General features: G+C 69.6%; 25 protein-coding genes. 15 read left to right on the forward strand and 10 right to left on the reverse strand.

All coding sequences use genetic code 11. The features are described 5' to 3' along the window. Positions 1–102 precede the first annotated feature (102 nt). From BQ7391_RS11125 to BQ7391_RS11135, 3 genes are all read left to right on the forward strand, one after another. The gene (locus BQ7391_RS11125) at positions 103–765 is read left to right on the forward strand and encodes a response regulator transcription factor (RefSeq protein WP_075280669.1); all 663 of its coding nucleotides are present in this window, start codon (positions 103–105) and stop codon (positions 763–765) included. Next, on the forward strand, positions 753–2,207 hold the full coding sequence (locus tag BQ7391_RS11130) for a sensor histidine kinase (RefSeq protein WP_129583963.1): 1,455 nt from the start codon (positions 753–755) through the stop codon (positions 2,205–2,207). The genes BQ7391_RS11125 and BQ7391_RS11130 overlap by 13 nt, the downstream gene beginning before the upstream one ends. Before the next feature lie 229 nt (positions 2,208–2,436). Further along, complete coding sequence (locus BQ7391_RS11135) at positions 2,437–3,126, forward strand: C39 family peptidase (protein WP_083662212.1); 690 nt, start codon at positions 2,437–2,439, stop codon at positions 3,124–3,126. Positions 3,127–3,178: 52 nt separating this feature from the next. Here BQ7391_RS11135 and BQ7391_RS11140 read toward each other — a convergent pair whose 3' ends face one another. The 3 genes from BQ7391_RS11140 to BQ7391_RS11150 form a co-directional block, all read right to left on the reverse strand. Next, the gene (locus tag BQ7391_RS11140) at positions 3,179–4,375 is read right to left on the reverse strand and encodes a sensor histidine kinase (RefSeq protein WP_200799612.1); all 1,197 of its coding nucleotides are present in this window, start codon (positions 4,373–4,375) and stop codon (positions 3,179–3,181) included. Further along, complete coding sequence (locus BQ7391_RS11145) at positions 4,365–5,078, reverse strand: response regulator transcription factor (RefSeq protein ID WP_075280671.1); 714 nt, start codon at positions 5,076–5,078, stop codon at positions 4,365–4,367. The genes BQ7391_RS11140 and BQ7391_RS11145 overlap by 11 nt, the downstream gene beginning before the upstream one ends. Positions 5,079–5,195: 117 nt before the next feature. Continuing rightward, complete coding sequence (locus tag BQ7391_RS11150) at positions 5,196–5,924, reverse strand: ABC transporter permease (RefSeq protein WP_235858671.1); 729 nt, start codon at positions 5,922–5,924, stop codon at positions 5,196–5,198. 74 nt (positions 5,925–5,998) lie between these two features. On the opposite strand from BQ7391_RS11150, the gene BQ7391_RS11155 reads away from it, so the two are divergent. The 6 genes from BQ7391_RS11155 to BQ7391_RS11175 all read left to right on the forward strand — a co-directional run bounded on the left by BQ7391_RS11155 (position 5,999) and on the right by BQ7391_RS11175 (position 10,143). Beyond that, entirely contained in the window at positions 5,999–6,928 is a 930-nt protein-coding gene (locus BQ7391_RS11155; protein WP_075280672.1) for a LytTR family DNA-binding domain-containing protein, read from the forward strand. 406 nt (positions 6,929–7,334) lie between these two features. Next, positions 7,335–7,550 carry a hypothetical protein gene (locus BQ7391_RS11160; RefSeq protein WP_075280673.1) on the forward strand — a complete coding sequence of 72 codons (216 nt, stop codon included), beginning with the start codon at positions 7,335–7,337 and terminating at the stop codon, positions 7,548–7,550. Position 7,551: 1 nt separating this feature from the next. Beyond that, positions 7,552–7,704: a hypothetical protein gene (locus BQ7391_RS12410; protein ID WP_159437366.1), complete on the forward strand. Its 153-nt coding sequence runs from the start codon at positions 7,552–7,554 to the stop codon at positions 7,702–7,704. Then, positions 7,688–8,542: an ABC transporter ATP-binding protein gene (locus BQ7391_RS11165; protein ID WP_075280674.1), complete on the forward strand. Its 855-nt coding sequence runs from the start codon at positions 7,688–7,690 to the stop codon at positions 8,540–8,542. Before BQ7391_RS12410 ends, BQ7391_RS11165 begins: the two co-directional genes overlap by 17 nt. A gap of 1 nt (position 8,543) precedes the next feature. Further along, on the forward strand, positions 8,544–9,305 hold the full coding sequence (locus tag BQ7391_RS11170) for a hypothetical protein (RefSeq protein WP_075280675.1): 762 nt from the start codon (positions 8,544–8,546) through the stop codon (positions 9,303–9,305). A 208-nt stretch (positions 9,306–9,513) separates the two neighbouring features. Beyond that, positions 9,514–10,143: a helix-turn-helix domain-containing protein gene (locus BQ7391_RS11175; RefSeq protein ID WP_075280676.1), complete on the forward strand. Its 630-nt coding sequence runs from the start codon at positions 9,514–9,516 to the stop codon at positions 10,141–10,143. On the opposite strand, the gene BQ7391_RS11180 is transcribed toward BQ7391_RS11175, so the two are convergent. Then, positions 10,104–10,709, reverse strand: a complete 606-nt coding sequence (locus BQ7391_RS11180; RefSeq protein ID WP_075280677.1) for a hypothetical protein — start codon at positions 10,707–10,709, stop codon at positions 10,104–10,106. The two genes, BQ7391_RS11175 and BQ7391_RS11180, sit on opposite strands and share 40 nt — an antisense overlap. A gap of 686 nt (positions 10,710–11,395) precedes the next feature. Between BQ7391_RS11180 and BQ7391_RS11185 the strand changes: the two genes are divergently transcribed. Together BQ7391_RS11185 and BQ7391_RS11190 are read left to right on the forward strand one after the other, a co-directional pair. Then, a complete protein-coding gene (locus BQ7391_RS11185; protein WP_083662213.1) occupies positions 11,396–12,151 on the forward strand; it encodes an Abi family protein in 756 nt (251 codons plus the stop codon). Between the two features lie 465 nt (positions 12,152–12,616). After that, positions 12,617–13,345: an epoxyqueuosine reductase gene (locus BQ7391_RS11190; protein ID WP_075280678.1), complete on the forward strand. Its 729-nt coding sequence runs from the start codon at positions 12,617–12,619 to the stop codon at positions 13,343–13,345. A 106-nt stretch (positions 13,346–13,451) separates the two neighbouring features. Here BQ7391_RS11190 and BQ7391_RS11195 read toward each other — a convergent pair whose 3' ends face one another. The 3 genes from BQ7391_RS11195 to BQ7391_RS11205 form a co-directional block, all read right to left on the reverse strand. Further along, on the reverse strand, positions 13,452–14,276 hold the full coding sequence (locus tag BQ7391_RS11195; protein ID WP_075280679.1) for a helix-turn-helix transcriptional regulator: 825 nt from the start codon (positions 14,274–14,276) through the stop codon (positions 13,452–13,454). Between the two features lie 221 nt (positions 14,277–14,497). Continuing rightward, entirely contained in the window at positions 14,498–16,165 is a 1,668-nt protein-coding gene (locus BQ7391_RS11200) for a hypothetical protein (RefSeq protein WP_129583965.1), read from the reverse strand. 5 nt (positions 16,166–16,170) lie between these two features. Continuing rightward, positions 16,171–16,920 carry an ABC transporter ATP-binding protein gene (locus BQ7391_RS11205; RefSeq protein ID WP_075280681.1) on the reverse strand — a complete coding sequence of 250 codons (750 nt, stop codon included), beginning with the start codon at positions 16,918–16,920 and terminating at the stop codon, positions 16,171–16,173. 70 nt (positions 16,921–16,990) lie between these two features. On the opposite strand from BQ7391_RS11205, the gene BQ7391_RS11210 reads away from it, so the two are divergent. Together BQ7391_RS11210 and BQ7391_RS11215 are read left to right on the forward strand one after the other, a co-directional pair. Beyond that, complete coding sequence (locus tag BQ7391_RS11210; protein ID WP_235858673.1) at positions 16,991–17,473, forward strand: GntR family transcriptional regulator; 483 nt, start codon at positions 16,991–16,993, stop codon at positions 17,471–17,473. After that, positions 17,463–18,575, forward strand: a complete 1,113-nt coding sequence (locus tag BQ7391_RS11215; protein WP_075280682.1) for a DUF1648 domain-containing protein — start codon at positions 17,463–17,465, stop codon at positions 18,573–18,575. Before BQ7391_RS11210 ends, BQ7391_RS11215 begins: the two co-directional genes overlap by 11 nt. Positions 18,576–18,584: 9 nt before the next feature. On the opposite strand, the gene BQ7391_RS11220 is transcribed toward BQ7391_RS11215, so the two are convergent. Together BQ7391_RS11220 and BQ7391_RS11225 are read right to left on the reverse strand one after the other, a co-directional pair. Further along, positions 18,585–19,316, reverse strand: coding sequence for a TetR/AcrR family transcriptional regulator (locus BQ7391_RS11220; protein ID WP_075280683.1), 732 nt, complete (start codon positions 19,314–19,316; stop codon positions 18,585–18,587). Positions 19,317–19,414: 98 nt separating this feature from the next. Beyond that, positions 19,415–20,353, reverse strand: a complete 939-nt coding sequence (locus tag BQ7391_RS11225; RefSeq protein WP_075280684.1) for a DUF1848 domain-containing protein — start codon at positions 20,351–20,353, stop codon at positions 19,415–19,417. A gap of 222 nt (positions 20,354–20,575) precedes the next feature. Here BQ7391_RS11225 and BQ7391_RS11230 point away from each other — a divergent pair, with 222 nt between their 5' ends. Next, positions 20,576–21,121, forward strand: coding sequence for a hypothetical protein (locus BQ7391_RS11230; RefSeq protein WP_075280685.1), 546 nt, complete (start codon positions 20,576–20,578; stop codon positions 21,119–21,121). A gap of 177 nt (positions 21,122–21,298) precedes the next feature. Here BQ7391_RS11230 and BQ7391_RS11240 read toward each other — a convergent pair whose 3' ends face one another. Next, the gene (locus BQ7391_RS11240; protein ID WP_075280687.1) at positions 21,299–22,069 is read right to left on the reverse strand and encodes a GyrI-like domain-containing protein; all 771 of its coding nucleotides are present in this window, start codon (positions 22,067–22,069) and stop codon (positions 21,299–21,301) included. A 74-nt stretch (positions 22,070–22,143) separates the two neighbouring features. Here BQ7391_RS11240 and BQ7391_RS11245 point away from each other — a divergent pair, with 74 nt between their 5' ends. Continuing rightward, positions 22,144–22,599 (forward strand): DUF3795 domain-containing protein, encoded by a 456-nt coding sequence (locus BQ7391_RS11245; RefSeq protein WP_075280688.1) that lies wholly within the window; start codon positions 22,144–22,146, stop codon positions 22,597–22,599. The last annotated feature ends 66 nt before the right edge of the window (positions 22,600–22,665 follow it).

Consider the following 22,665-nt stretch of genomic DNA (forward strand, 5'->3'; position numbering starts at 1 on the left):
AGCCCAAAATGTCGGGGTATGTGACGTCGGCAGAAGTACCCCCGTTACACCTTCGTTAGAATTGGGCGCCAGACTGGTCTTGGGCAAACAAGGGGGCGAGAGATGGCGCGCATTCTGGCGATAGACGACGAGCGGGCGATCCTGGACGCCCTCGCGCGCGTCCTGTCACGCGACGGCCACGAGGTCGTGCGCGTCACCGACCCCACGAGCGTGCCGGGCATAGACCTCGCGCGCTTTGATCTCGTGCTCTGCGACGTCATGATGCCGGGGCTCGACGGCTTCGAGCTCGTGCGACGGATTCGGCCCGCCTTTGACGGCCCCATCCTCTTCCTCACCGCCAAGGTCGCCGAGGAGGACGCCGTCACCGGCTACGGCCTCGGCGCTGACGACTACGTGCGCAAGCCCTTCGGAGCCGCCGAGCTGCGCGCCAAGGTGGCCGCCCACCTGCGCCGCGAGCGGCGGCCGCACGCGCATGCGCTCGCGTTTGACGAGGTGCGCCTCGACCTCGGGGCGCGCAAGCTCTCCGTGGCCGGCAGGGCAGTGCCGCTCTCCCCCACCGAGTACGCCATCTGCGAGCTTCTCGCGCGCCATCCCGGCCAGGTCATGAGCCGCCCCCAGATTCGCGAGTCCGTGCTCGGATGGGACAGCCAGGCGGATGACGCCGCCATATCCATGCAGGTCAGCCGAGCGCGCAAGAAGCTCGCCGCCGCGGGCGCCGACCCCATTGCGACCGTCTGGGGAATGGGGTACAAGTGGCAGCTCTAGGAACCCGCCGCACGGGCGAGAGGGGCGCCGGCATGCCGCTCGCCTTCGTGATCGCGCGCTACTTCGCCTACGCGTTCGTCGCGGTTGCCGCCGCCTGGGCGCTCTCGTTTGCGGCGCTCTCGGCCGCCATCAACCTGGGCTGGGTCTACGAGGCAAGCTGGGGGCCGGCCAATGCGCGCGAGGTCGCGGCGCAGCTGGCCAGCGAGGGGGTCCGGGGTCCGCAGGACATCCCGACGGCGTACCAGTACCTCATCGTCGACGCGCGCGGCGAGCGGCTTATGACGGACCTCGAGGGAACGCGCCTCGACCGTGCCGCGCAGGCGGCCCGCGCGGCGCTTCTCGCCGAGCCGGGCAGCGTGAAGATCGAGGGCGGGGGCAGCGGCCTCACCTACGCGGCGTTTCCGCTCGAGGACGGCGGCGCTTGCGCGCTCGTGTCCGAGTACCTGCCGCAATGGGCCTCTCGCGACCTCGTCGGCGTGCTCCCGAACCCGCAGAACCTCATGCTCGCCGTTGGCCTGGCAGGAAGCGCGGTCTCGCTCGCGCTCGTCGCGCGGCGGGCAAGCCGCGTCATCGCGCGCAAGATGGCCCCGCTCGCCGAGGCGGCGGAGCGCGTGGGGCGAGAGGAGCTCGACTTCCCGGTGGGGCGCACCAACGTGCGCGAGGTGAACGACGTCCTCGCCGCGATGGACGCCATGCGCTCCTCGCTCGCCGCGTCGCTCGAGGCTCGCTGGGAGGCGGAGCGCGCCCAGCGGGAGCAGGTCGCCTCGCTCGCCCACGACCTCAAGACGCCGCTCACGGTCCTGCGCGCCAACGCCGACTTCGTGGCGGAGGAGCTCTCGGAAGGCGCGGAGCCCGGCGAGCAGGGCCGCGCCGAGCTCGCCGCCGCCGCACGCGACATCTCCGGCGGAGCAGAGCGGCTCGACGGCTACGTGCGCCTGCTCATCGAGACGTCGCGCGGCGCGGGGGGCGGGACGCTCGCGCCCGTGCGCCCGGCCGAGCTCTGCGAGCAGGTCGTGGCCGAGGCCGAGGCCGTCGCACGCGCGCGGGGCGTAGGGCTCGCGGCGAGCGTCGCCCCCTCCGTCTCGCTCGCGCCGGAGGCTCCCCTCGACCGCGCCGCCCTCGCGCGCGCGGCCGCCAACCTCGTCGCCAACGCCTCCGAGCACGCGATGGGCCGCGTTGAGATCGCCTGCTCGATAGCAGGCGAAGCGCTGGTCATCGAGGTTGCAGACGACGGTCCGGGCTTCTCGCCCGCCGCGCTCGAGCACGGTTGCGAGCGCCTCTTCACCGACGACTCGTCCCGGACGGGGCAGGGCGGCTCCCAGCACTACGGCCTCGGCCTCTACGCCGCGGCGGGGGTCGCGAGGGCCCACGGCGGGTCCGTCTCCCTTGCCAACCGGCCCGAGGGCGGCGCCGTGGCGACCCTCGCGATCCCCCTCCCGTAGCCGCGGCAATTGGGGGCGTGGTCCGCGTGCGCGCGGGAGACGGCGCCGCGGGCGCGCGGGGAATCGGCCCCGTCGCCGGCGCGCCCGAGGCGGCGGGCGCGGCGGTTCCGAGCGCGTAGGCGCGCGACGAGCAGAATCCCCGACGCCTTAGGGAATTCTTAGCAGTCGGTTCATGCGCCGTTATGGCGGGCGCCCCTAGGCTTGGCTGAGCCACGTCAAAGGGGGAATTATGAACACGACTCGCATCGCGCCGCGCAGGTACCTCAATCGCAGGAGGGCACGTCGCGTCCCGCTTGTGTTCGGGGCGGCCGGCGCGCTGGCGGTCGCGCTCGCCGTCGCGCTCTGGCTTGCGGTGGCCTCGGCCGCTGGCGGCGCGAGGCGGGCGGGCGGCTCGGCGCCGACCAGCTCCACGCCGCGCGAGGAATGGCGCGCGGGCGAGGTCCCCTTCCTCTACCAGACCGACCCGCAGTGGGCAAGCCACCCCTACGCCGGGGGGACCGTCGAGAAGAACGGATGCGGCCCCACGTGCCTCTCCATGGTCTACGTGTCGCTCACCGGGCGCGATGACCTCGACCCCTCCGCCATGGCCGACTTCTCCGAGCGCGACGGCTACACGACCGACGGGATGACGGCGTGGGCCCTCATGACCGACGGCGCGGCCGAGCTGGGGCTCGTCTCCGAGGAGCTGCCCGCCAGCGCCGGCGCCGTGCGCGAGGCGCTCCTCGCGGGGAGGCCCGTCATCTGCAGCGTGGGCCCCGGCGACTTCACCAGCACGGGCCACTTCATCGTGCTCTCCGGCCTGGCCGGGGACGGAGGGGTCGTCGTGCACGACCCCAACAGCGCCGAGCGAAGCTCGCGCACCTGGGACCTCGAGCGCGTGCTCGGCCAGTGCCTGAACCTGTGGGCCCTCTCAGCGTGACGGCGTGACGGGGGACGGAGGTTTTGTCACCGCTCCGTCCCCCTGTCACGCGTCACGCGGGCAGCTCGACGGTGAAGGTGGTTCGGCCGTTCTCGCTCGCGGCGGAGATAGCGCCGCCGTGCAGCTCCACGATCTCGCGGGCGATGGCGAGGCCGAGTCCGGCGCCTCCAGTGGCCGTCCCGCGGGACTCGTCCAGCCGGAAGAACCGGTCGAAGATCGCGCGGAGCTTGTGCGAGGGGATGGTCACGCCCGTGTCGGACACGGTGACGACGACGCTCCCCTCCCCGGCCACGGCCCCGACCTCCACGGGCGTCCCCTCGTCGCTGTAGGCGATCGCGTTGCGCAGCAGGTTGCCAAAGACGCGCGCGAGGCGGGAGGCGTCGGCCGTGAGCACGAGCGGCTCGCCGGGATCGTCGACCGTGCGCACGCTCCCCTCCACCGTCACGCGCGCCACGTTGCCGTGGGCGGCAAGCGCCGGGTAGAACTCGTCGGCGAGCTGGACGAGAAGACCCGCAAGGTCCACCGGGGCAAGCTCGAGCTCTATGTGCGTAAGGCTGTAGCGCGTGATGTCGAAGAGCTCGTTGACCAGGCGCTCGAGCCGGCACGCCTTGTCGAGCGCGACGTCGGTGTAGCGGGCGCGCTGCGCCTCGGGCATGTCGGGCACCTCGTCGAGCAGCGAGAGGTAGCCGATCACCGAGGTGAGCGGAGTCTTGAGGTCGTGCGCCAGGTAGGTCACGAGGTCGCTCCTGCGAGCGGACTCGTCTGCGAGCTGGCGCTCCTTCTCGGCCGCCGCGCGCTTGGCATCTGACGCAACGAGCGCGAGCTCCTCCCAGCCGGGCGGGAACGCCTCGTGCGCCTCGAGGTCGTGCGCCAGGTAGAAGCGCAGCAGCTCGGCGGCTCGGGCGCGCTCCTCGCGACGGGCGCGGCGCGCGGAGAGCCTCGCGGCGACAACGGCGGCGAGCGCAATGGCCGCCGCCACGCAGACGCCGAGCTGAAAGAAGAAGTAGCGCGTCCCCACGATGTCGAGCGCGATCCCCGCCGAGATGCCGAACTCGTTGAGGTTGTGGACGTTCAGGAAGGTGTCCGAGACCCACCCGATGAACACCCCGTTCAGGACCTGGTCGGCAAAGGCCACGAACACGTTGTAGAGCATGACCGCCCCGAGGACGGAGAGGGCGCCGATGCCGGCGACGCGGATGGCCTCGCGGGCGCCGCGCCCCTCGCCCGGGCTCTTCTCGCTAGCGCTCAATCTTGTACCCCAATCCCCAGACGGTCTTGATGTAGCGCGGGTCCTCGAAGGAGTCGCCCATCTTCTCGCGCAGGTGCCGCACGTGCACCGTGATGGAGCCCGACCCCCGCTCGTAGTACTCGTCGCCAAAGATGCGCTGGTAGAGCTCGCGCGCGGAGACGACCGCGCCATCTGCCTCGAGCAGGATCCGCATGAGGGAGAACTCCGTCGGCGTGAGGGCGAGCGGGCGCTCGTTCAAGGTGGCCTCGTGGGCCGGAACATCGAGCAGGAGGCCGCGGCAGGCGATGACGCCGTCCTTCTCGCCACGCGCCCCACTTGCCGCGTTGTACGTGGTATAGCGCCTGAGCTGCGCCTTCACGCGCGCCACGAGCTCGAGCGGAAGGAAGGGCTTGGTCACGTAGTCGTCCGCGCCCAGGGTGAGGCCGCAGATCTTGTCCGCCTGCTCGCCGCGGGCCGTGAGCATGATCACCGGGTAGCTGCGGCGCGCTCGGATGGCACGGCAGACCTCGAGGCCGCTCGCCCCGGGCAGCATGACGTCAAGGACGGCAAGGTCCACCTGCGGCGCATCGTCATCCGTCACGCGGGCGACCGCCGCCGCGCCGTCCCCGAGCGTCTCAACCTCGAAGCCCTCCGCCTCGAGGTAGACGCGCACGAGCTCGCAGATCTCCGGCTCGTCGTCCACCACCAGCACGCGTGCGCCCATGCGTTCCTCCCCTCATGCCGGCCACAAGGATACGCGAGAAGAACGCGGCAGTTCCTAACGTTTGCTTAAGGGCACGTGACAGGGGGACGGAGCGGTGACAAAACCTCCGTCCCCCCGTCACGCCCTCAGGCCAAGCTCGCGCCCAAGGCGTCGGCACGCCCAGACGGCGAGCAGGACGCAGGCGGCGACCCATGCCGCCACGAGGGCGATGAGGGCCGGCAGCGGCGCTGCGGCGGCTATCCCGCCCGCGGCGCGCAGGATCTCGGCGGCGGGACCCAGCGGCCAGAGCCACGTGACCGTTCGCACGGTGTCCGACATGAAGGCGAGGATCGGCGCCACGGCCGCAGCCGTGAGCGGAACGGCGAACAGGCTCGATGCCATCTGCTCACGCGCAAGAAGCCCGCAGGAGAGCCCCAGGAGCAGCAGCGGCTGCGCCGCGACGAGCGAAAGCCCCAGGAGCGCGGCGAGCTCCGCGGGGGCAGACCCCGCGAGCAGGCACGTCAGCGCCTGGGCCGCGAGCGTCACCGTGGTGGCGACGAGCCACTTGGAGATGGCGAGCTGCGCTGGCGTGACGCCGACCTCGGCAAGCGTCAGGTACATTCCGCGCTCGCGCTCCTCCGCCATCACATAGAGCTCCGTCACGCATCCCGCGAAGGCAGGTGCGACGCAGAGCGCGGCCGTGCGCGCAAACGCCGCGCCCTCCCCCGGGGCAAGACGGGGCGACCCCGCCACCACCGTCGAGATGAGCAGCGCGAGCAACACGCCCGTCCCGCACGACATGAGCACCGTGCGGTTGCGCAGCGCGTCCGCAAGGTCACGCGCGAAGAGCGCCCGTATGTTTCTCAACGCGTTGCTTTCCATGCGCCCCATCATACTCGATATACTGGTCCCGCCCCTACAGCGCGACCATCGGAGGCACCATGGCGCAGCCCTCCTCATACGACACCGTCGAGAGCCTTCTCGCCGCCCGCGAGGACGAGAGCGTCCACCTCGAGTGCGGGCGGGAGACGGTGGACCGCGCCGTAAGGTTCGTGCACGAGCGCTACGCCCGACGCCGCTGCGCGTTCTACGTCTCCACCGACCGCGGCTTTGACCGCGAGACCGTGCGCTCCTACCTGAGGCTCTTCTCGCGCCTTGCGGGAGGCTCCGTGACGGCAGGGGACGCGATGGCGCACTTTGGCCTCGCCCCGGCGGCGCGCACGCAGGTGAGAAGGCTCACCGCGGAGCAGAGGGCGCTCCTCAACTTCGCGCGCATGAGCCTCTTCGAGCCCGAGGTGGTCTTCTGCGAGCGACCCCTCGCCGACGTGACGCCCTCGACGCGCGGCATCGTCACCGCCTGGATGGGCCAGGTCGCCGACGCCGGCGGCATCCTCATCACCGCAGGCGAGCCCCTTCGCGAGGCCCTGCTCATGCCCGGGACCGCCTTCTACGAGGAGGACGGGAGGCTTCACGAGGCCAAGACCGCCGTGGGCGAGAAGGACGAGGACGTCGAGTACGCCGGCGACGAGGTTCGCGTCTTCAAGGTCCCGGCGCGCGTGGACGGCGCCACGCTGCTCTTTGACCCGCGCGAAGTCGACTTCGTGGAGAGCGTGAACCGCGCGAACTTCGCGAGCGTGCGCGGCGAGCTCTACCCAGTGACGATGACCCTCGACGAGCTGGAGTCGGAGCTCGAGCGCTTTGGCTTCTTCCGGTGCCACCGCTCCTACATCGTGAACGTGCAGAAGGTCGCCAAGGTCGAGCGCTTCACGCGCAACAGCTTCAACCTCACGCTCGCCGACGCAGCGCAGACGCAGATCCCGCTCGCCAAGGGGCGCGCCGAGGCCATGCGCGAGCGATACGGCTGGCGCTAGCAGCACGACGCTCGTTTGTAGTGTGTTTTCTGGCGAAACATCGAAGTACACTACAAGCTAAGCAGCTCGTCTAGCTGGGAGTTCACCCCTGATTCGTTTGTAGTGTACCTGAGGCGCCCGCCTCAAAGTACACCACAAACGAGAGTCCCCCCATGGCTTGGGCCGGCCCCCAACACATTGACGTCCGTCGTCAAGCGGCGGCTCTTCATGCCAGCTTGCCCGGATGGGCGAACGGCTTACCCGACCGCACGGCTCCTCTCGTGCCCGCCCATGCTCCTCTCGTCGTTTCCGCAGCTCCTGATGACCGGATTCCCTTGTTGCCCCGACCCGGGTTGGCGAGGATGTGCTCGTCAGCAGGAAGCCCGGCGACTGACCCCGGAGCCGGGCGAGAGCGAAGGGACATACCATGACCGAGCAGCAAATCGCAGACATCGTCACCGATGCCCTAGGGCCAAACACCCCGATCAGCCTGGAGCAGCTCTCCGCGCTCCTTATGGCGCTCGCCATATCCGTGATTCTCCTTGCCATGGGTATGGGCTATCAGATCGTCCGGTCCGAGAGACGAATAAGCGCCCTCGAGTCCGCGCTCAACCGCACGGAGCGCGAGAGGGAGGCGATGTAGCATGGACCCCGCGATCATGGGCGCGATCGTCATCGCGTGCTGCTTCGCCGCCGGCGTGTTCGAGTCCGGCAGGCGCAAGAAGGACCGCAGGGACGAGAGGGGCGTGAGCGAGGAGGCTCCGCGGAGGGAGGGCGACGATGGCCGCAACGCATAGCCCCGTGCTCTCGATGGAGGGCGTCTGCATCTCCTTCGGCGCCAAGCGCGTGCTCGACGGGCTCACCTTCGACGTCGCGCGCGGCGAGTGCTTCGGGTTCCTCGGCCCCTCCGGCGCCGGCAAGACCACCACGATCAAGCTGCTCACCCGCCAGCTCGCTGCGGACGCCGGGCGCATCATGCTGTTCGGCAGGCCCATCGAGCACGCAGGCGGCGCCGACTACGACCGCATCGGCATCCTCTCGGACACGAGCGCGCTCTACGAGCGGCTCACCATCGAGGAGAACCTGCGCCTCTACGCGAAGGTGCGCGGGCGCGGCGAGCGCGGCATTCCCGCGCTGCTCGAGCGCGTGGGCCTCGAGGGGGACCGCAAGACGCTCGTCAAGAACTGCTCGAAGGGCATGCGGCAGCGCGCGGCCCTTCTCGCCGCCCTCGTGCATAGCCCGGAGCTGGTCTTTCTGGACGAGCCGACGAGCGGGCTCGACCCGGCGGCGCGCGCCGAGGTCCACCGGATGCTCAGGGAGCTGCGCCGCGCCGGGACCACGGTCTTTCTCACCACGCACGACATGGCGGAGGCCGAAGGCTGCTGCGACCGGCTGGCGATCCTGAACGAGGGCCGCATCGCGGCGACGGGGGCGCCCGCGGAGCTCACCATGGAGCACGCGCGCAACCGCGTCGTGGTGGTCACGCGCACCCGCGGCGCCGTCGAGCTCACGAAGGACGCCGCGTCCGCCGACGCCGCGCGCGAGCTCTTCGCCGCCGGCGAGGTGATGTCGATACACTCGGACGAGCCCGACCTCGAGGAGGTCTTCCTCGAACTGACCGGAAGGGAGCTGTAGGATGGACGCCACGATCAGGCGGGTGGGCGCGCTCGCCGCGAAGGACCTCGCCGACCTCTTCAAGAACCCCACGATGCTCGTGGTGCTGCTCATGCCCATCGGCTTCATGATGCTGTTCCGCCTCGTCATCGGCGACACCGCCGCGGACTCCGGGCTCACCGGCGCGGAGCTCGCCGCCGTCGAGGGCGAGTTCCAGAAGTTCCTGCTCGGCTCCGGTCTCTGCATGAGCGTCGGGATGGTCGCCTCCATGGTGCTCATCTACGGCATCGCCGAGGAGAAGGAGAGGCACACCCTGCGCACCCTCATGCTCGCCAACGTGGGCGCCGGCGAGGTGGCCGCCTCCAAGGGCGGGGTGGCGCTCGCCGCCGTGGTCGCGGTCGGCGCGGCGTGCTTCGCCGTCGCAGGGGGCAACCCCGCGCTGCTGCCCGCCTACCTCGCCCTCACTGCGCTGGGCGCCGTGCCCGTGGTGCTCGTGTCGCTCGTGCTCGGGCTCGCCTCGCGCGACCAGATGACGGCCGGCTTCTACAGCGTGCCCGTGCTGCTTCTGGCCCTCGTGCCCACCTTCGGGACGGCGAGCGACGCCATCGACGCGATCGCGGCGTTCACGCCGCTCGGGGGCGTCTACGACCTGCTCGGGCTCGCGGTCGACGGGCGCCTGCTCACGACCGACTCCCTGGCCCCGCTGGCGGTGACGATCGCGTGGGCGGTCGCCGGGGCCGCGGCCTTCGCGGCGCTCTACCGCAGGCTCGCCCGGGACAACTAGGCGGGCGGAGGGAGCCCCACGCACACCCGTCGACCAGACTGCATGCGCCTCGGAAATCCGCAGGCAGAAGCTACGTAAAGAACTCTTGACACGCCCATTTCGCCCCGCGGGGCCCGGTGTCAGGACCCTTTGATGGTACGATTCCGCGGGACGTGCCATGGTCTGGCCCGTAGGGGGCCGCGCCGAGAAGGACGGAGGGAGAGCGGGCATGGAGGTCGGCGGGAGGATACGCGAGCTGCGCACGGAGCGAGGGATGTCGCAGGACGACCTCGCGGCGCGCGTGTACGTGAGCCGCCAGACGATCAGCTCCTGGGAGAACGGCAAGACCTACCCCGACGTCCAGAGCCTGCTCCTGCTCTCCGAGATCTTCGACGCGTCCGTGGACTCTCTCATCAGAGGAGACGTGGAGACCATGAACGAGACCATCGACCGCGACGTCAAGACCATGAAGCGCCTGAGCTACGTGATGCTCGGATTCCTGCTGCTCATGATAGCCGCGATGATATGGGTCTGCCTGCAGGCGTTCGCCTGGGACTGGCCGCTCGAGCAGACCGTGCCCACCCTCGTTCTCGCCCTCGTGCTCTGGGGCGTCGCAATGTTCGCCGCCTGCTGGGTGGATTGCATCAAGAAGTCGCACGACCTCGTCACCTACGGCGAGATCCTCGCCTACTGGAGGGGCGAGGCGGTGGACCGCGACACGGAGCGCGGGCGGCGCGAGCGCATGATCCCCAGCCGGATGAAGGCCGCCCACGCCGTCGGCCTGACGCTTCTCGCGATGGCCGTCGGCGCGTTCGTGGGCTACGGTGGCGTCGCGCTCGCGAACATGCTGCTCGGATAGGGCTGGCTCCCTCCGTAGGGCTCGCGAGCGGACCCCGCACCTTCGCGCTGGTGGTGATGTACGGGGTGTCCGTGACTGAGGGGCGGGTCGCGCGGCGGCCCGCCCCTCGCCTTCAGATGGCCCGCCCACTCCCCGTGGGCCACGCACGCGATGCGCATGGCCTCGTAGGCGGCGGCCACGAGAGCGGCATTGCGCTGGCGCAGCTCGTAGCCCTCGAAGTAGAACGGGCAGAAGCTCACAAGCACGCCGTCGACCACGGCGTGGGCGCCAAAGTCACCATGGCCCTCGTTGCATCCCAGGCTGAGCGAGTCGAGCGCGGGGTCGTACAGGTCCTCGGCGGCGAGCCAGGCACGAACGACGGGCATGTCGCCCAGGCGCACTGAGACGTCCACGTCACCGTGGGGGCTCCCGGAGTCGCGCCCGGAGGCGGCCCAGGGGACGAATCCTCCCTGGAGGTAGGCCCTCCCAGCGAGCGCAGGGGCGGTCAGCACCCGCAGTGCCGCTGCGAGCACCTGCGGGAACGAGACGGGGCTTATCGATGGAAAGGTGTTGGCGTTCTCTGCCATGGCTGTCTTCTCTCTATCCGGTCGCGGGCCGTAGGGAACCGCCCCGGCATCACCAGGGTCGCAGCCCGCGCTGCTGTCAGGCTCGTCAGCTAGAGGGAAGTCGTCATGCGCGCCTCCTCGGGAGGGGTTGTCTGACGCCATGATACCCGGGGCGTGCGCCTCACAGCGCATGACGGGAACGCTCTCCGACGGAGGTCCCCACAGGGCGGTGGGCGGAGCGTCGCTCAAGGGAGCGGGCCAATAACAGGAGCGACGCTCGCTTGTCGCCCGTTGGGCGCCTGCGCGATGTCCTGGAGAGAGTCGCCCGGAGGAGGGCAACCCCAACGAGCCGACCCATCGGAAGGCGCGGCGCCTCGCAGAATCCCTGCGGGGCGCACGATTGCTGATGCATCTTCGGGGCTAGGCGCCGTGCCTACGACGGCAATTTGCCTCGCTCACGGTGTCGCCCCTGGGAGTCCAGGCCTTCATCGTGTGCCTGTGAGGGGAGCTCCTGCTCCGGCAAGACGTCGACGCTCGAGGCAGCGGGCTCGGGGGGAAGCGGGGGGCAGAAGGATTGATGATATGATGACAGCCCGGTGAGCCCCTTGTTGCGTTCCGCGAGAGCGGGTAGGATATGTATTGATGGGCCCGGGAATGACCTCTGATTCAAGTCACCGGGCCTCAATCATGTCAATAGGAGGTGTTCGATGGCGACCGTGCCCGAGCAGTCTCTCCCCCAGGACAGTAACAACGAGCAAGACAGCCCCACGAGGGCGTGGGCCGAGCGCTGGCTCTCGCCCGAGCGTCTCGCTCCCTACCTCGCTGACTGCGGCGGCGACGTCGAGCGTGCACTTGCGCTCTACGAGTGGAACATATCGCTCGGCCAGGTGCTCATGCGCGACATATCCCACTTCGAGGTGGCGCTGCGCAACGCCTACGACCGCGTGCTGCGCGAGAGCTGGGAGGGGTGCTGGCTTTTGGACGACGCCTCGCCGGCACGCGCACCGGTCATGAGAAAGTCGAAGCGAGGGAAGCTTGATGCGAATCGCATCAATCGCAAAACGATTGACGCCGTGGTCGATCGACTGCCCTCCGACGCGAGCACGGGCACGATCGTGGCAAATCTGACGCTGGGCTTTTGGGTACACCTTTCCGATCGCTCCCGCGAGGCCACAATATGGAGGACGGCGCTTTACCGTGCCTGGCCGAAGGGCACCGACCGCAAAAAACTGCAGCCGCGCTTAGAGGGCATCCTGCGCGTCCGCAACCGAGTAGCCCATGCCGAGCGCCTATTTGACCCGAGCAACGGCAAGCTCTCCCCGCTCCGCGCCGACGCCGATGCGGTGAATCTGCTGCGGGATTTGTGCCCCGAGGCAGCGGAGCATCTATACGGGAACGACACGGCCTCTCCCGTCGAGCTGTTCTGCGAGGAGAACCCGGCGCCTGCGAACGTGAGGCTGTAACGGCACATCTTGATGCGCGAGGGCACTTTCGAGCGCCCTTTTCTTTGCCCCTTGTGGCGCAATGGCGAGAATCCGCCGTGAGTGAGTCTGTCGACCGTTCGCGAGGGTGATTGGCGGGTCAGCCTGTGTAGGCGTCCTCCGCGGCGTTCGTGAAGTCCTGCCGCTCGAGCTGCGCGCTCCTCATCCGTCTCGGGGATGTCGGCACGCTCGATCTTGAAGATGACGAGCCGGGTGCCGTCGTTGCAGCAGGCGATCACCACGTGGTCGTCGTTCGTCTACCCTCTCATGTGACGGGCACTTGTAATGGGGGTGTGACGTACCAGGAGCCCAAAATGCCGTTCGTAACCCCTGAATGCTGGAGCACGGGCGCCCGCTGTTCCCAGTCTTGCAAAAGCACCTTCTCAGCGTCTGAATATAACGGTATAAGGAGAACAAGGTGATTATGTTATGCGGAAAGGACATCGCATGACGGATAGCAAAATGGTAAAGGAGATACTGTTTGGGCTGGGCGCAGACCTGTGCGGCATTGCAAGCATGGACAGGTTCGCCGATGCGCCGAAAGGCCATCATCCTTTGGACGTGCTCCCCACGTGCAAATCGGTTATTTCTTTTGGCTGCAGATTTCCGGTAGGGACGCTAGTCTGCAGATCAGACGTCCCATATACGAGGGTAAGGAATTCCATTACTCCCAAAATGGACGCAATGGCTCTGGACTTTTGCATTGAAATGGAGAGGCGCCAGGTAGTATGCGTTCCCGTTCCAACGAACGAGAGCCAGTGGGATGAGCGCACTGGCAGATATCGCTCCATCGTCTCGCAAAAGCACATGGCTCAAGCGGCTGGGCTGGGGTCAATAGGAAGACACTCTCTGCTCATAACGCCAGAATACGGAAGCATGGTCTGGTTGGGCGCAGTGTTGTGCGAGCAGGAGCTCGAGCCCGATGAGATGAAGGAGCCCGTCTGCGATGACTGCAATCTATGCGTCAGCACCTGCCCGGTCAACGCTCTGGAGAACACAGAGATGAATCAGCAGGCTTGCTGGAACTTTGCGTTTGGAGATGACCAGGAGAGACAGATCTGGAGCATATCTTGTCACAGGTGCAGGGATGCCTGCCCCTATAACCTGGGAAGTCAAAACTCGCTTCTTGGGAACGCTTCTTGGGAAGAAGGACCCGAGCAGAACCTAGCTCGGTGAGATGCCAAAAGGCAAGGCACGGAAACCCGGTGGCCTGGCCAATGCCGAGACGCCGTAAGCAAACTGGAGGCTCGTGGCGAGCCGGGACAACAGGATGAGGCCGCACTCACCCCCGACGCCCCCGCCCAATCGCCCAGAACGCGAGCAGCACGACCGCGCCGCCTGCGACGGCGAGCCAGTCACGGGGAGAGCCGAGGCCGCCCGTCGCCGCTCCGAGGGCGACGGCGCCCGCGACCCAGAGCGCTGGCAGGATGGCCACCGTCCACGTCGGGCGCGCGAGGCGCCCGAGAAGGAACGACCCCGTGAGCGCGGCGGCGGCAACAAGGGCGACCGCAAGGGTAAGGAACGCCTGCCCATCGAGCAGAACGTCGCCCGCCACGAGCACGCCGATGCCGACCGCAAGCCCCGCGAGGACCTGCAGGACGAGCCTTATCCCCAGCGCGGCGCCGCTCACTCGCACCGCCTCGACGGGCTCGCCCGTCGCCGCGCCGAGGAGCTCTGCCGCACTTCTCGCCTCGTCGCCGCCCTCGGAGCGGCGCGCCATGAGCATCACGACCGAAAAGGCCAGCACCAGCACCGCGAGCAGAAGACGCAGCATCGGCTCCAGGTAGTCGCGCCCCGCGACCGCCGTCACGGCGAGCGCCGTGATCACGACCACCTCGACCGCGGCCAGCGCCACCGCGAAAGTCTTCGTCCTCCGCTCGTTCTTCTCGACCATCTCGCGCATCTCGTCCACGCCCCCTCTCACCAGCTCGTCGATCGTGGTGCCGAAGAGGTTGGCGAGGAGCAGCATGCTCTGGACGTCGGGCAGAGTCTTCGACGTCTCCCAGTGGCTCACCGTGACGCGGCTCACGTAGAGCCTCTGCGCAAGCTCCTCCTGGGAGAGGCCCAGACGCTGCCGCCGCTCCCTGATCTGGTTGCCGATGTCCATGCGATTGTCCGTTCCTCGCGGCCTGCCCTGCGACCCCAACGTAGCCGAGGGGCGTCTACGGCGCAGTATAAGGCGCTATACAGGACCTCTGACCTGCGGAGTGGGACCTTCCGACGGGATTGCTCCGCGAACGGCGGGGCGGGTCGCCCGGGAGGGCGGCACGCGCCGACAAGGGAGGGGTCCGCGGCGGCGACCCCTTGTGACGGCCCCTCCCGCCGGCGTCACTCGCCCCAGCCGGGACCCGGAAGCCCGCGGCGGGCGACCGCGCGGAGGGCGGCGAGCCCGCCGAGCGCGCAGGCGGCCGGGGCGGCGAGGTTGACCGCGACGGACGCCGCGTGCCCGAGGGCGCCGGCGGCGGTCACCGAGAGGAAGGCGAGCCCGAACGACGCGAGCACCCCTCCGATCGACCCCACCATGACCGGCAGGCCGCGCTTGACGACCTCGGCGGGGGACGTCCAGGAGAGGTTGGGCCGCGAGGCGTCGATCGCGAGCGCGAGCGAGGCGAAGCCGGCGAGCATGCCGACGGCCGACACGAAGCACTGGAGAGCCAGGAGCGGTGCGGTGCCGCCCGCCAGCAACGCGACGGCCGAGACCGCCGCCGCCACCCCGCCGAGCGCGACGTTGGCGAGGAGCTTGGAGCCGAGCACGGTCCCGGCGCCCACCGGCGCCGTGAGCATGAGCCAGCTCGCGCTCGCCTCGAGCGAGACCGAGGGCCCCGCCGTGAGCGACATGGCGCCGCAGAACCCGAAGACCCACGGCAGGGCGGCGTCGACCTGGGAGCGCATCGCCGCGACGACCTGGGCGTCGAGCCGAACGCCGTCGACGACCCCGGAGGCGAGCAGGGCGTCCACCCCGAGCGCGGAGACCGCGACCGACGCCGCGACCATGAGGAGCAGGCCCGCGCAGTCGTTCAGCGCGTAGAAGGGCATGGAGCCGATACGGCGGAGCTCCTTGACCGTGAGGGCGCGAAGCGGGCTCGCGGCACCGCGGGAGGTCGCGACGGAGCGCGCACGGCGGCGGGGTCCGGAGGTCGCCGCGGCGTTCACCGACGGGTAGCACGCCGCGAGCGCCAGCGTCACGAGCGCGGGAAGCGCAAGCGAGAGCGCCGCGAAGGCGAGGAGGCCCGCTGCCGACCCCTCGCGGACCGCCGCGGCAGCCCATGCCGCGGGCGGGTAGGCGGATGCCACGGCAGCTGAGAGCGCTCCCGCCACATTGCCCATCGCCGCGAGGGCCGCCGCGTCGTCGACTCCCGACGAGGCGCGGCCGAGGGCGAGCGACCCGGCAAGGACGGCCGCGACGAGCAGCGCTGAGAGGGCGAGCTGAACCGCGCCCGCGTGACGGAACCTCACGGCCACCGACGTGAGCGCGAGGGAGGCGAGCGTGGCCGCTGCCGCAGGCGCGAGCGGCGCCAGCACGGAGAGGACGGCTGCGGCCGCAACCGCGGCAGGGCCAGCAGGCGCCACCGAGAAGTACGCCGCATAGAGCGCCGCCGACATCAGCGCCGAGAGCGCGGCGGCGAAGCCGTAGAGCGGCGCCGTTCGCGCGACCACCACCACGCGCGTCGGCACCGGCAGCGCCGCCACGAGGTCGTAGTCGCGGCAGCCGAAGACCGTGCCCGGGGCCTTGACGAACACGAGCGCCACCGCGGCGAGCGAGCCCGCGAGCGCGGCGAGCGCGGGGATGGCGCCCGCGGCGCCGACGGCGACCATGCCCGACCCGAGCGCCCACAGGTAGGCGACCGCCACGGCGACGAGGAGGGCGGCGAGCGCCGCGGCGCCCAGCAGCCGCGCGCGGCCCCTTCCGCGCCGCACGCCGAGCCCGTAGATGAGCGAGCGGGCCTGGAGGGAGAGCAGCGGGCGAAGCGCACGCCCGCGAGAGTGAGACGTCATGCCGATCACCTCGTCCTTCTCGCCGCGGCGCCGCCGTCCTTCTCGTCCACGAGCTCGAGGAACACGTCCTCCAGCGACTCCGAGCCGCGCACCTCGTCGGTGGGGCCCGAGACAACGAGCTCGCCGCGCCGGATCACCGCCACGGTGTCGCAGAGCCGCTCCACGACCTCGAGCACGTGGGACGAGAAGAACACCGCGCCCCCGGCCTCGGCGCGCTCGCGCAGGATGGCCTTGAGCTCGTGGGAGGCCGAGGGGTCGAGCCCCACGAACGGCTCGTCCAGCACGAGGAGCGTCGGGTCGTGCAGCAGCGCCCCCACGAGCACGAGCTTCTGCCGCATGCCGTGGGAGTAGCCGGAGACCGCGTCCCCGAGCGCGTCCGCGAGCTCCAGGCGCTCCGAGAGCTCGCCCGCGCGACGGCGGCGGTCCCCCTCGCCCACGCCGAAGACGTCGGCGATGAGGTCCAGGTACTGCATGCCGGTGAGGAAGTCGTAGACGTCGGGGTTGTCCGGGACGTACGCCATGCGGCGCTTTGCGGCAACGGGCTCCCGCCAGACGTCGATTCCGCAGACGCGAACCTCGCCCGACGTGGGCGGCTGCGCGCCCACCACCGAGCGGATGAGCGTGGTCTTCCCCGCGCCGTTGTGACCGATGAAGCCGCAGATCTCCCCGGGGGCCACCGAGAGCGAGAGGTCGCGCACCGCGACCTTGTCCCGGTAGGACTTCCGGAAGTGGCGCACCTCGAGCACGTATTCCATCTCTCCTCCTTCGGATGTGCAAAAGTGACTGTCCCCTTTGCACGCCTCTGCTATATCTGCTCTATAACAGTTGGCGGGTACTATACCTCTTTGCCGCGCGCTCTGCTATAGTTCAGATAGAACACAATTCCTTCACGCACGGGAGGCGGGCACCACGGTCATCACGGTCGACAGGCTCTCGGAGACACCGCTCTACCTGCAGCTGCGCGACGCGGTCATCGCCGGCATCGCCGCCGGCGAGCTGCGCCCCGGCGACGCCCTCCCCTCCGTCCGCGCGCTCGCGGAGGACCTGGGCATCAACCTGCACACCGTCAACAAGGCCTACGCCACCCTGCGCGACGAGGGGTACGTCATCATGCTCGGCCGACGCGGCGCCTACGTGGCCGACGCCCCCGCGAACCCCGCGGCCGGCATGGGCGCCCCCGCGCTCGCCGCCGCGCTCGAGAAACTCGCGGTGGAGTTCAAGGCGTCCGGCGGCACGCGCGCGGCGTTCCTCGATGCCGCCCGCCGCGCGGCCGCCGACCTGCCGGAGGAGGCTGACCATGTCCGCTGACCTTGTCTCCCAGGCCACGGGCGTCACGATGGCGCTCGTGACCCTGCTCTCGGGGGCGCTCCTCGCCGTCGTGCCCTGGCTCACGCGCCGACGCGAGGCCTTTGCCGTCACGGTGCCCGAGTCCGCCCAGGCCGACCCGCGCATCGCCCGGATGCGGCACGTCTACCTCGTGGTCCTTCTCGCCGTGTCGCTTGCCTGCGCCGCGGGCGCCTACGCGCTCTCGCTCTCCGCCGACCCGCTCGCCCTCTCCGCCCTGGCCTGCGCGCCCGCGCTCCTCGGGTTTCTCCTCATGCTCCTCTTCCGCTCCCGCGTGCGGGCCATCAAGCGCTCCGAGGGCTGGGAGGCGCGCGCCCAGCGCACGGCCGCCGTGGCGGGCCCCGCCGAGAGGAACGTGCCCAGGCCCCTCCCCCTCACCTGGGACCTCCTCTATCTGCCCGTCATCCTCGCCACGCTGGCCGTGACCGTGGCCCTCTACCCCACCATGCCCGACCCGGTGCCCGTGCACTTTGACGCCACGGGCGCGCCGGACGACTACCTGGCCAAGGGATGGCAGGTCATCGCGATGCCGATGGCGGTGCAGGCCTTCCTCGCCCTCTCCCTCGCGGCGGCGCACTGGCAGATGCTTCGCAGCCGACGGCCGGTCGCGCCCGAGAGCCCCACGGCGTCCGCGCTCGCCTACGGGATGTTCGCCCGCGCGCAGAGCGTGGCGCTGCTCGTCACGGGCCTCGTGGTCGTGGCGGCAATCGCGCTCATGCCGCTGTCGTTTGCCGGGGTCGTGACCCCGGGGCAGTCCATCGTGGCGCTGCTCGTCATCTGCGTGGCGGCCATCGTGCCGCAGGTCGGCGTCTCGCTCGTCTACGGCCAGGCGGGGTCGCGCCTCCTGCGCCGCATGGGGGCCGCGGGCGAGCTGGACTTCGACGACGACGCTCTCTGGCACCTCGGCGTCTTCTACGCCAACCGCGAGGACCCCTCCGTCGTGGTGCCGCAGCGATTTGGCGTGGGGTGGGCCATGAACTGGGGCAACCCCCGCTCGTGGGCTCTCGTCGCCCTCTTCGTGGCCGCAGTCGTCGCCTTTGTCGTCGTCATCGAGCTGCTCGTCTGAGCGGCCGCCTCAGCCGGCCTCCGGCCGCTCCTCGGGGGCGCGACCGTCGGGCATCTCCCCGGCGGGGCCGTCCAGCCTCCAGTTGGGCCAGGGGGTGGCGCCCATCGCGTCCAGGCGCTCGGACGAGAGCGCCTCCCAGTCCGCCATATCCACCCCGAGCGCACGCATGACGCGCAGGAACACCTCGACGCGCCGCTCGTAGGCGCCCTCGTCGGGCAGCGGGTTGAACAGCGGGACCATCCAGAGGTTCGCGAGCAGGAGCATCACCTCGGCCGTCTCGCGCGGGTGCGTCGCAGAGATCGAGCCGTCCGCGACGCCCTCCCGGATCGCCGGCTCTATGAAGTCGTGCGCCAGCTCGAAGAGGTCGAGGTACTCGCGGGCGAGGAGCCGCGCGCTTCGGAGCGGGTCAGACGAGGGTCGCATGGCGCCCCACATCTCGGCCGAGGGCCCCGCCGCCGAGGCCTCGTCGAGGGCGCGGATCTTCTCGAGGCCGCTCAGGCTCCGGTCCGCCAGGATCTCCCGCGTGCGCGCGACGAGGGGCTCGTTGGCGCGCTCGAAGACCGCCTCGAAGATCTCCTCCTTGCTCTTGAAGTGGTGGTAGACGGCCCCCTTGGTGAGCCCGCCGAGCCCGCCCACGATGTCTGCCATCGTGGTGTGCTCGTAGCCCTTGGACATGAAGAGCTCCTCGGCGACGTCGAGGATGTGCCGGACCGTCTCCTCCGGGTACTTGTTGCGCGCCATACGTGCCTCCGTCCCTCCTAGTCCGGTAAACGTACCATGAGTATGTATTTGCGACAAGGACGGAGGGCCGCTTCTTTTCCTGGAGAGAGGGTCCCCGATCACCACTCGAGCGTCCGCTGGCCGCCCCCGGCAAGCAGGCTCCTCTGAACCCCCTGGGTCACCGTGTCCTCCGGCCGTACGCTGCCTATGAGAAGGGGGCTCTCCGGGTCATGCCGGCGGTGGTTCTCGGCCGCCCTCCGATGGTCCCTGTTGGCGTAGCAGTACCGGCATCCGTTCGGGCAGGTGTCATAGGCGCCGATGTCGCGCGCCTCGAAGCAGTGGCACCCGGCGCGCATGCCCCGGTGCCTGAGCGGACGGAACTCCACGCCGTTGGCGTACCCCAGGACGTCGAGCGTCATGCAGCCGCTCGGGTGAATGCCGTAGCGCGAGAAGTCCCCGTTGGTCCCGCAGGTCTGAAGCCAGAGGCCGTGCTCGGCCGCAACGGAGCCGAGCGTCCGCGCGAGGTCGTCCATGTCCTCCACGGAGAGCGGCATGAGCTCGGGCATGTTGAGGCGCAGCTTCCGGTACATCTCCACGAAGGAAAAGATGCAGCGGTCCACGTGCGGTGCCAGCACGTCGCACATGCGCGAGAAGGTCTCGCGGTGACGCTCGAGGGTGTAGGTGGGCGTGAGCAGCACCGGATCGTAGCGCCACGCGACGCGACGCGGGCCCACCTGGTCGGCCAGCTCGACGAGCGTCTCCATGCTCTGCTCGACGCTCGGAACGCCGGGCTCAATGTCCTTGCCGTAGGCGGTTATCGTGTAGTAGAAGTAGGTGTTGAACCGGTCCGTGACCTCATGCAGGCGCGGCAGGATGGGCCGATAGTCCTTGGAGCAGAAGACCACGCAGTCCACGACCGCCGGGTCCAGCTGGTAGCGCGTCACCTTGTTGGGGAAGAGCGGGTTTCTCGCCAGGACGTAGCCCTCCTCGAAGCGGCGCAGCAGCCAGGGGGCGTAGTACTGGACGGTGTCGGTGCGCGCGCCCGTGTTGATGATCATTCGTCCCCCCCAAAGCGCCGGCGCAGCCTCAATAAGAGGCGGCGGCCCCTCATTCTCACGACCCTCGCGGGCAATGATAGAAGAACACCTGTTCTATTTCAAGGACAGGGCCCCTGCCCGGCCGGCGGGAGGCGCGGCGCCTCCGCGCGCGACGGTGCCCCGCACCAGCGCGGTCGCGCACAGGGTAGAATGGCGAGAGGAGCCTCAGGAAAGGACCTGCGCATGAGAGTCCCGAAGACCGTCGCCGCCCTGCTCGCCGCCACGATCGCCCTGCCCCTTGCCGGCTGCTTTGGCCTCCCGACCCCGGGCGAGATCGCAAACCACGCCGGCGAGATCGCAAGCCACGCCGGCGAGATCGCCGGTCGGGCAGACGACCTCGCCGATCAGGCGCTGGAGCTCGCCGACACGCTCTCGGGCATCGACTACGGCAAGACGTCCCGCCTCGTCGTGCGCGACGCCGCGACCGACGAGGTCGTGCGCGAGGTGACGGACCAGGCGGAGATCGAGCGGGCCTTCGAGCCGCTCTCCGGCGTCAACGGCCTCGCGGACGCTCCGGACACGGCAGCCGAGTACGTCCTCGAGCTGTGGCAGCCCGAGACCCAGAGGGCCGGGCAAGATGCCAGCGACGTCCAGGACGTCAAGGTTCTCGAGGTCACCACCTACGAGGGATCCTCGGCCGTGACGATCGAGGTGTCGCCCATCGGGCTCAGCCTGGACCTCGCCGCGTCCGAGGAGACCGTGGACGCGCTGCGCGCCCTGGCCGGGTAGCGCCGGACGCGCGGTCGGCGCTCAGGCGCCGTCGGCGACGCGACGAACTCGCAGGCGAACTGCCTGCCGCCCACCCAGTACACCATCCAGCCCCACCTCTCGTGGAACGCCCTGCTTGCGCCGGGGTGCGAGAGAAGGCGGGCATCGATACGCGCAAAGTCCACGACTACCCCCTCATCAGATGGCATCGGCCCCGCCGCGCCGCCGCTCCCGGACCGGATGCCGTATCACCGTCCTGAGCTTCTCAGGCCTGGTCCTGCGCGGGTCCCCGAGGTAGATCTCGTGGTGGAGCCGGACAGATGGCACCGCGCCGTCGGCGCAGAGCGCGTCGAGAAGGGCCTCGGGGTCAAAGGCGCTCGTCGCCGCATGCCCCTCGGGCAACTCCCCTCCCTCGGCGATGTCCGTCACGAGGCCCTTCTCGGCAATGAACGCGGAGAGGGCGGCGATCGTGGCAGGCTCGTCGTCATAGGGTCCGACGTGCATGACCTGCGCGCAAGGGCCCTCGGCGAAGCGAACGAGGCGCAGGTCACCGGACGCGAGCGCCCCGGCGAGCGCGGGCCTCTTCGCGGCGACCATCTCGCAGACCCGCGAGAACGCGTCAGGCGTCACGAAGTCGGGCTGGCGGATGAGCGAGACCCACGAGAGGGCGCCCTTATCGCCGATCGACGCCCCGTCGAAGGCGCCCTCGCCGCCCCACCACAGCCCCTCAAGCGGAGGCACTACGTAGTCGAAGTAGCCCTCGGGCTGCCAGCTCCCCTTCTTGGACATCTTCACGGCATAGGAGAACGCGTAGAGCAGCTCCAGCGCATGCCCGTACGCACCACCCTCCTCGTTTGGGTCACCCGTTCCCGCGATGGCGGCGAAGGTCATCGCCGGAACGTCCACGAGAGAGGGGCGTGCCTTGGGCTGGTACAGGTCACGGAACTCCCGCTTGAAGTCGTACGCCATCCTGGCCTCCGTCTCCTCGTGCTGTGGTAGCATCAGTGTAAAGGAACATTTGTTCGCAATCAAGGGGGTGCGCCATGAAGAGGGGGCTGGGAATCGCGCGCTGCGGGCTCGCATGCTGCCTGTGCTCGGAGAGCGAGGGATGCGGCGGCTGCGACTCCGGGTCGTGCCCGGACGCCGCCGCCTGCGAGGTGCGGGCATGCTCCGCAGCAAGAGGGCTCTCCCACTGTTACGAGTGCGCCGAGCCCTGTCGCAGGGGAATCCTCACCAAGATCAAGCCCCGTGCGTTCACCGAGTTCGCCCGGAGGTTCGGCGAGGGGCGCCTCCTGGACTGCCTCGAGCGCAACGAGGCGACCGGCGTCTCCTACCACCGCGAGGGCGTCGTCGGCGACTACGACGATTTCGACGACCTCGAGGAGCTGATCGCGTTCATCGAGACCGGGCATCAGACAAAGGGGCGAGCAGACCGTGCGCACAAACGTGGGGATTCCCCCGAACATCAGGTAAGTTGCCAGAAAACACGAAATGCTTGAGGCCCATTTTGCCCGAAAGCGCGAAACGTTTGCTCAGAATGCAACGCCGTCACCAAGTTCTGTCCA

Origin of the sequence: Thermophilibacter provencensis, from assembly GCF_900128445.1 — a bacterium.
Classification (GTDB): Bacteria; Actinomycetota; Coriobacteriia; order Coriobacteriales; family Atopobiaceae; genus Thermophilibacter; species Thermophilibacter provencensis.

Bases quoted from the DNA above. Each gene is read 5' to 3' on its own strand.
- BQ7391_RS11205 (WP_075280681.1), bottom strand. From the start codon at position 16,920: ATGGAATACGTGCTCGAGGTGCGCCACTTCCGGAAGTCCTACCGGGAC.
- BQ7391_RS11170 (WP_075280675.1), top strand. From the start codon at position 8,544: ATGGACGCCACGATCAGGCGGGTGGGCGCGCTCGCCGCGAAGGACCTC.
- BQ7391_RS11155 (WP_075280672.1), top strand. From the start codon at position 5,999: ATGGCGCAGCCCTCCTCATACGACACCGTCGAGAGCCTTCTCGCCGCC.
- BQ7391_RS11160 (WP_075280673.1), top strand. From the start codon at position 7,335: ATGACCGAGCAGCAAATCGCAGACATCGTCACCGATGCCCTAGGGCCA.
- BQ7391_RS11175 (WP_075280676.1), top strand. From the start codon at position 9,514: ATGGAGGTCGGCGGGAGGATACGCGAGCTGCGCACGGAGCGAGGGATG.
- BQ7391_RS12410 (WP_159437366.1), top strand. From the start codon at position 7,552: ATGGACCCCGCGATCATGGGCGCGATCGTCATCGCGTGCTGCTTCGCC.
- BQ7391_RS11215 (WP_075280682.1), top strand. From the start codon at position 17,463: ATGTCCGCTGACCTTGTCTCCCAGGCCACGGGCGTCACGATGGCGCTC.
- BQ7391_RS11185 (WP_083662213.1), top strand. From the start codon at position 11,396: ATGGCGACCGTGCCCGAGCAGTCTCTCCCCCAGGACAGTAACAACGAG.
- BQ7391_RS11145 (WP_075280671.1), bottom strand. From the start codon at position 5,078: ATGGGCGCACGCGTGCTGGTGGTGGACGACGAGCCGGAGATCTGCGAG.
- BQ7391_RS11190 (WP_075280678.1), top strand. From the start codon at position 12,617: ATGACGGATAGCAAAATGGTAAAGGAGATACTGTTTGGGCTGGGCGCA.
- BQ7391_RS11245 (WP_075280688.1), top strand. From the start codon at position 22,144: ATGAAGAGGGGGCTGGGAATCGCGCGCTGCGGGCTCGCATGCTGCCTG.
- BQ7391_RS11240 (WP_075280687.1), bottom strand. From the start codon at position 22,069: ATGGCGTACGACTTCAAGCGGGAGTTCCGTGACCTGTACCAGCCCAAG.
- BQ7391_RS11180 (WP_075280677.1), bottom strand. From the start codon at position 10,709: ATGGCAGAGAACGCCAACACCTTTCCATCGATAAGCCCCGTCTCGTTC.
- BQ7391_RS11200 (WP_129583965.1), bottom strand. From the start codon at position 16,165: ATGACGTCTCACTCTCGCGGGCGTGCGCTTCGCCCGCTGCTCTCCCTC.
- BQ7391_RS11165 (WP_075280674.1), top strand. From the start codon at position 7,688: ATGGCCGCAACGCATAGCCCCGTGCTCTCGATGGAGGGCGTCTGCATC.
- BQ7391_RS11125 (WP_075280669.1), top strand. From the start codon at position 103: ATGGCGCGCATTCTGGCGATAGACGACGAGCGGGCGATCCTGGACGCC.
- BQ7391_RS11230 (WP_075280685.1), top strand. From the start codon at position 20,576: ATGAGAGTCCCGAAGACCGTCGCCGCCCTGCTCGCCGCCACGATCGCC.
- BQ7391_RS11225 (WP_075280684.1), bottom strand. From the start codon at position 20,353: ATGATCATCAACACGGGCGCGCGCACCGACACCGTCCAGTACTACGCC.
- BQ7391_RS11195 (WP_075280679.1), bottom strand. From the start codon at position 14,276: ATGGACATCGGCAACCAGATCAGGGAGCGGCGGCAGCGTCTGGGCCTC.
- BQ7391_RS11135 (WP_083662212.1), top strand. From the start codon at position 2,437: ATGAACACGACTCGCATCGCGCCGCGCAGGTACCTCAATCGCAGGAGG.
- BQ7391_RS11220 (WP_075280683.1), bottom strand. From the start codon at position 19,316: ATGGCGCGCAACAAGTACCCGGAGGAGACGGTCCGGCACATCCTCGAC.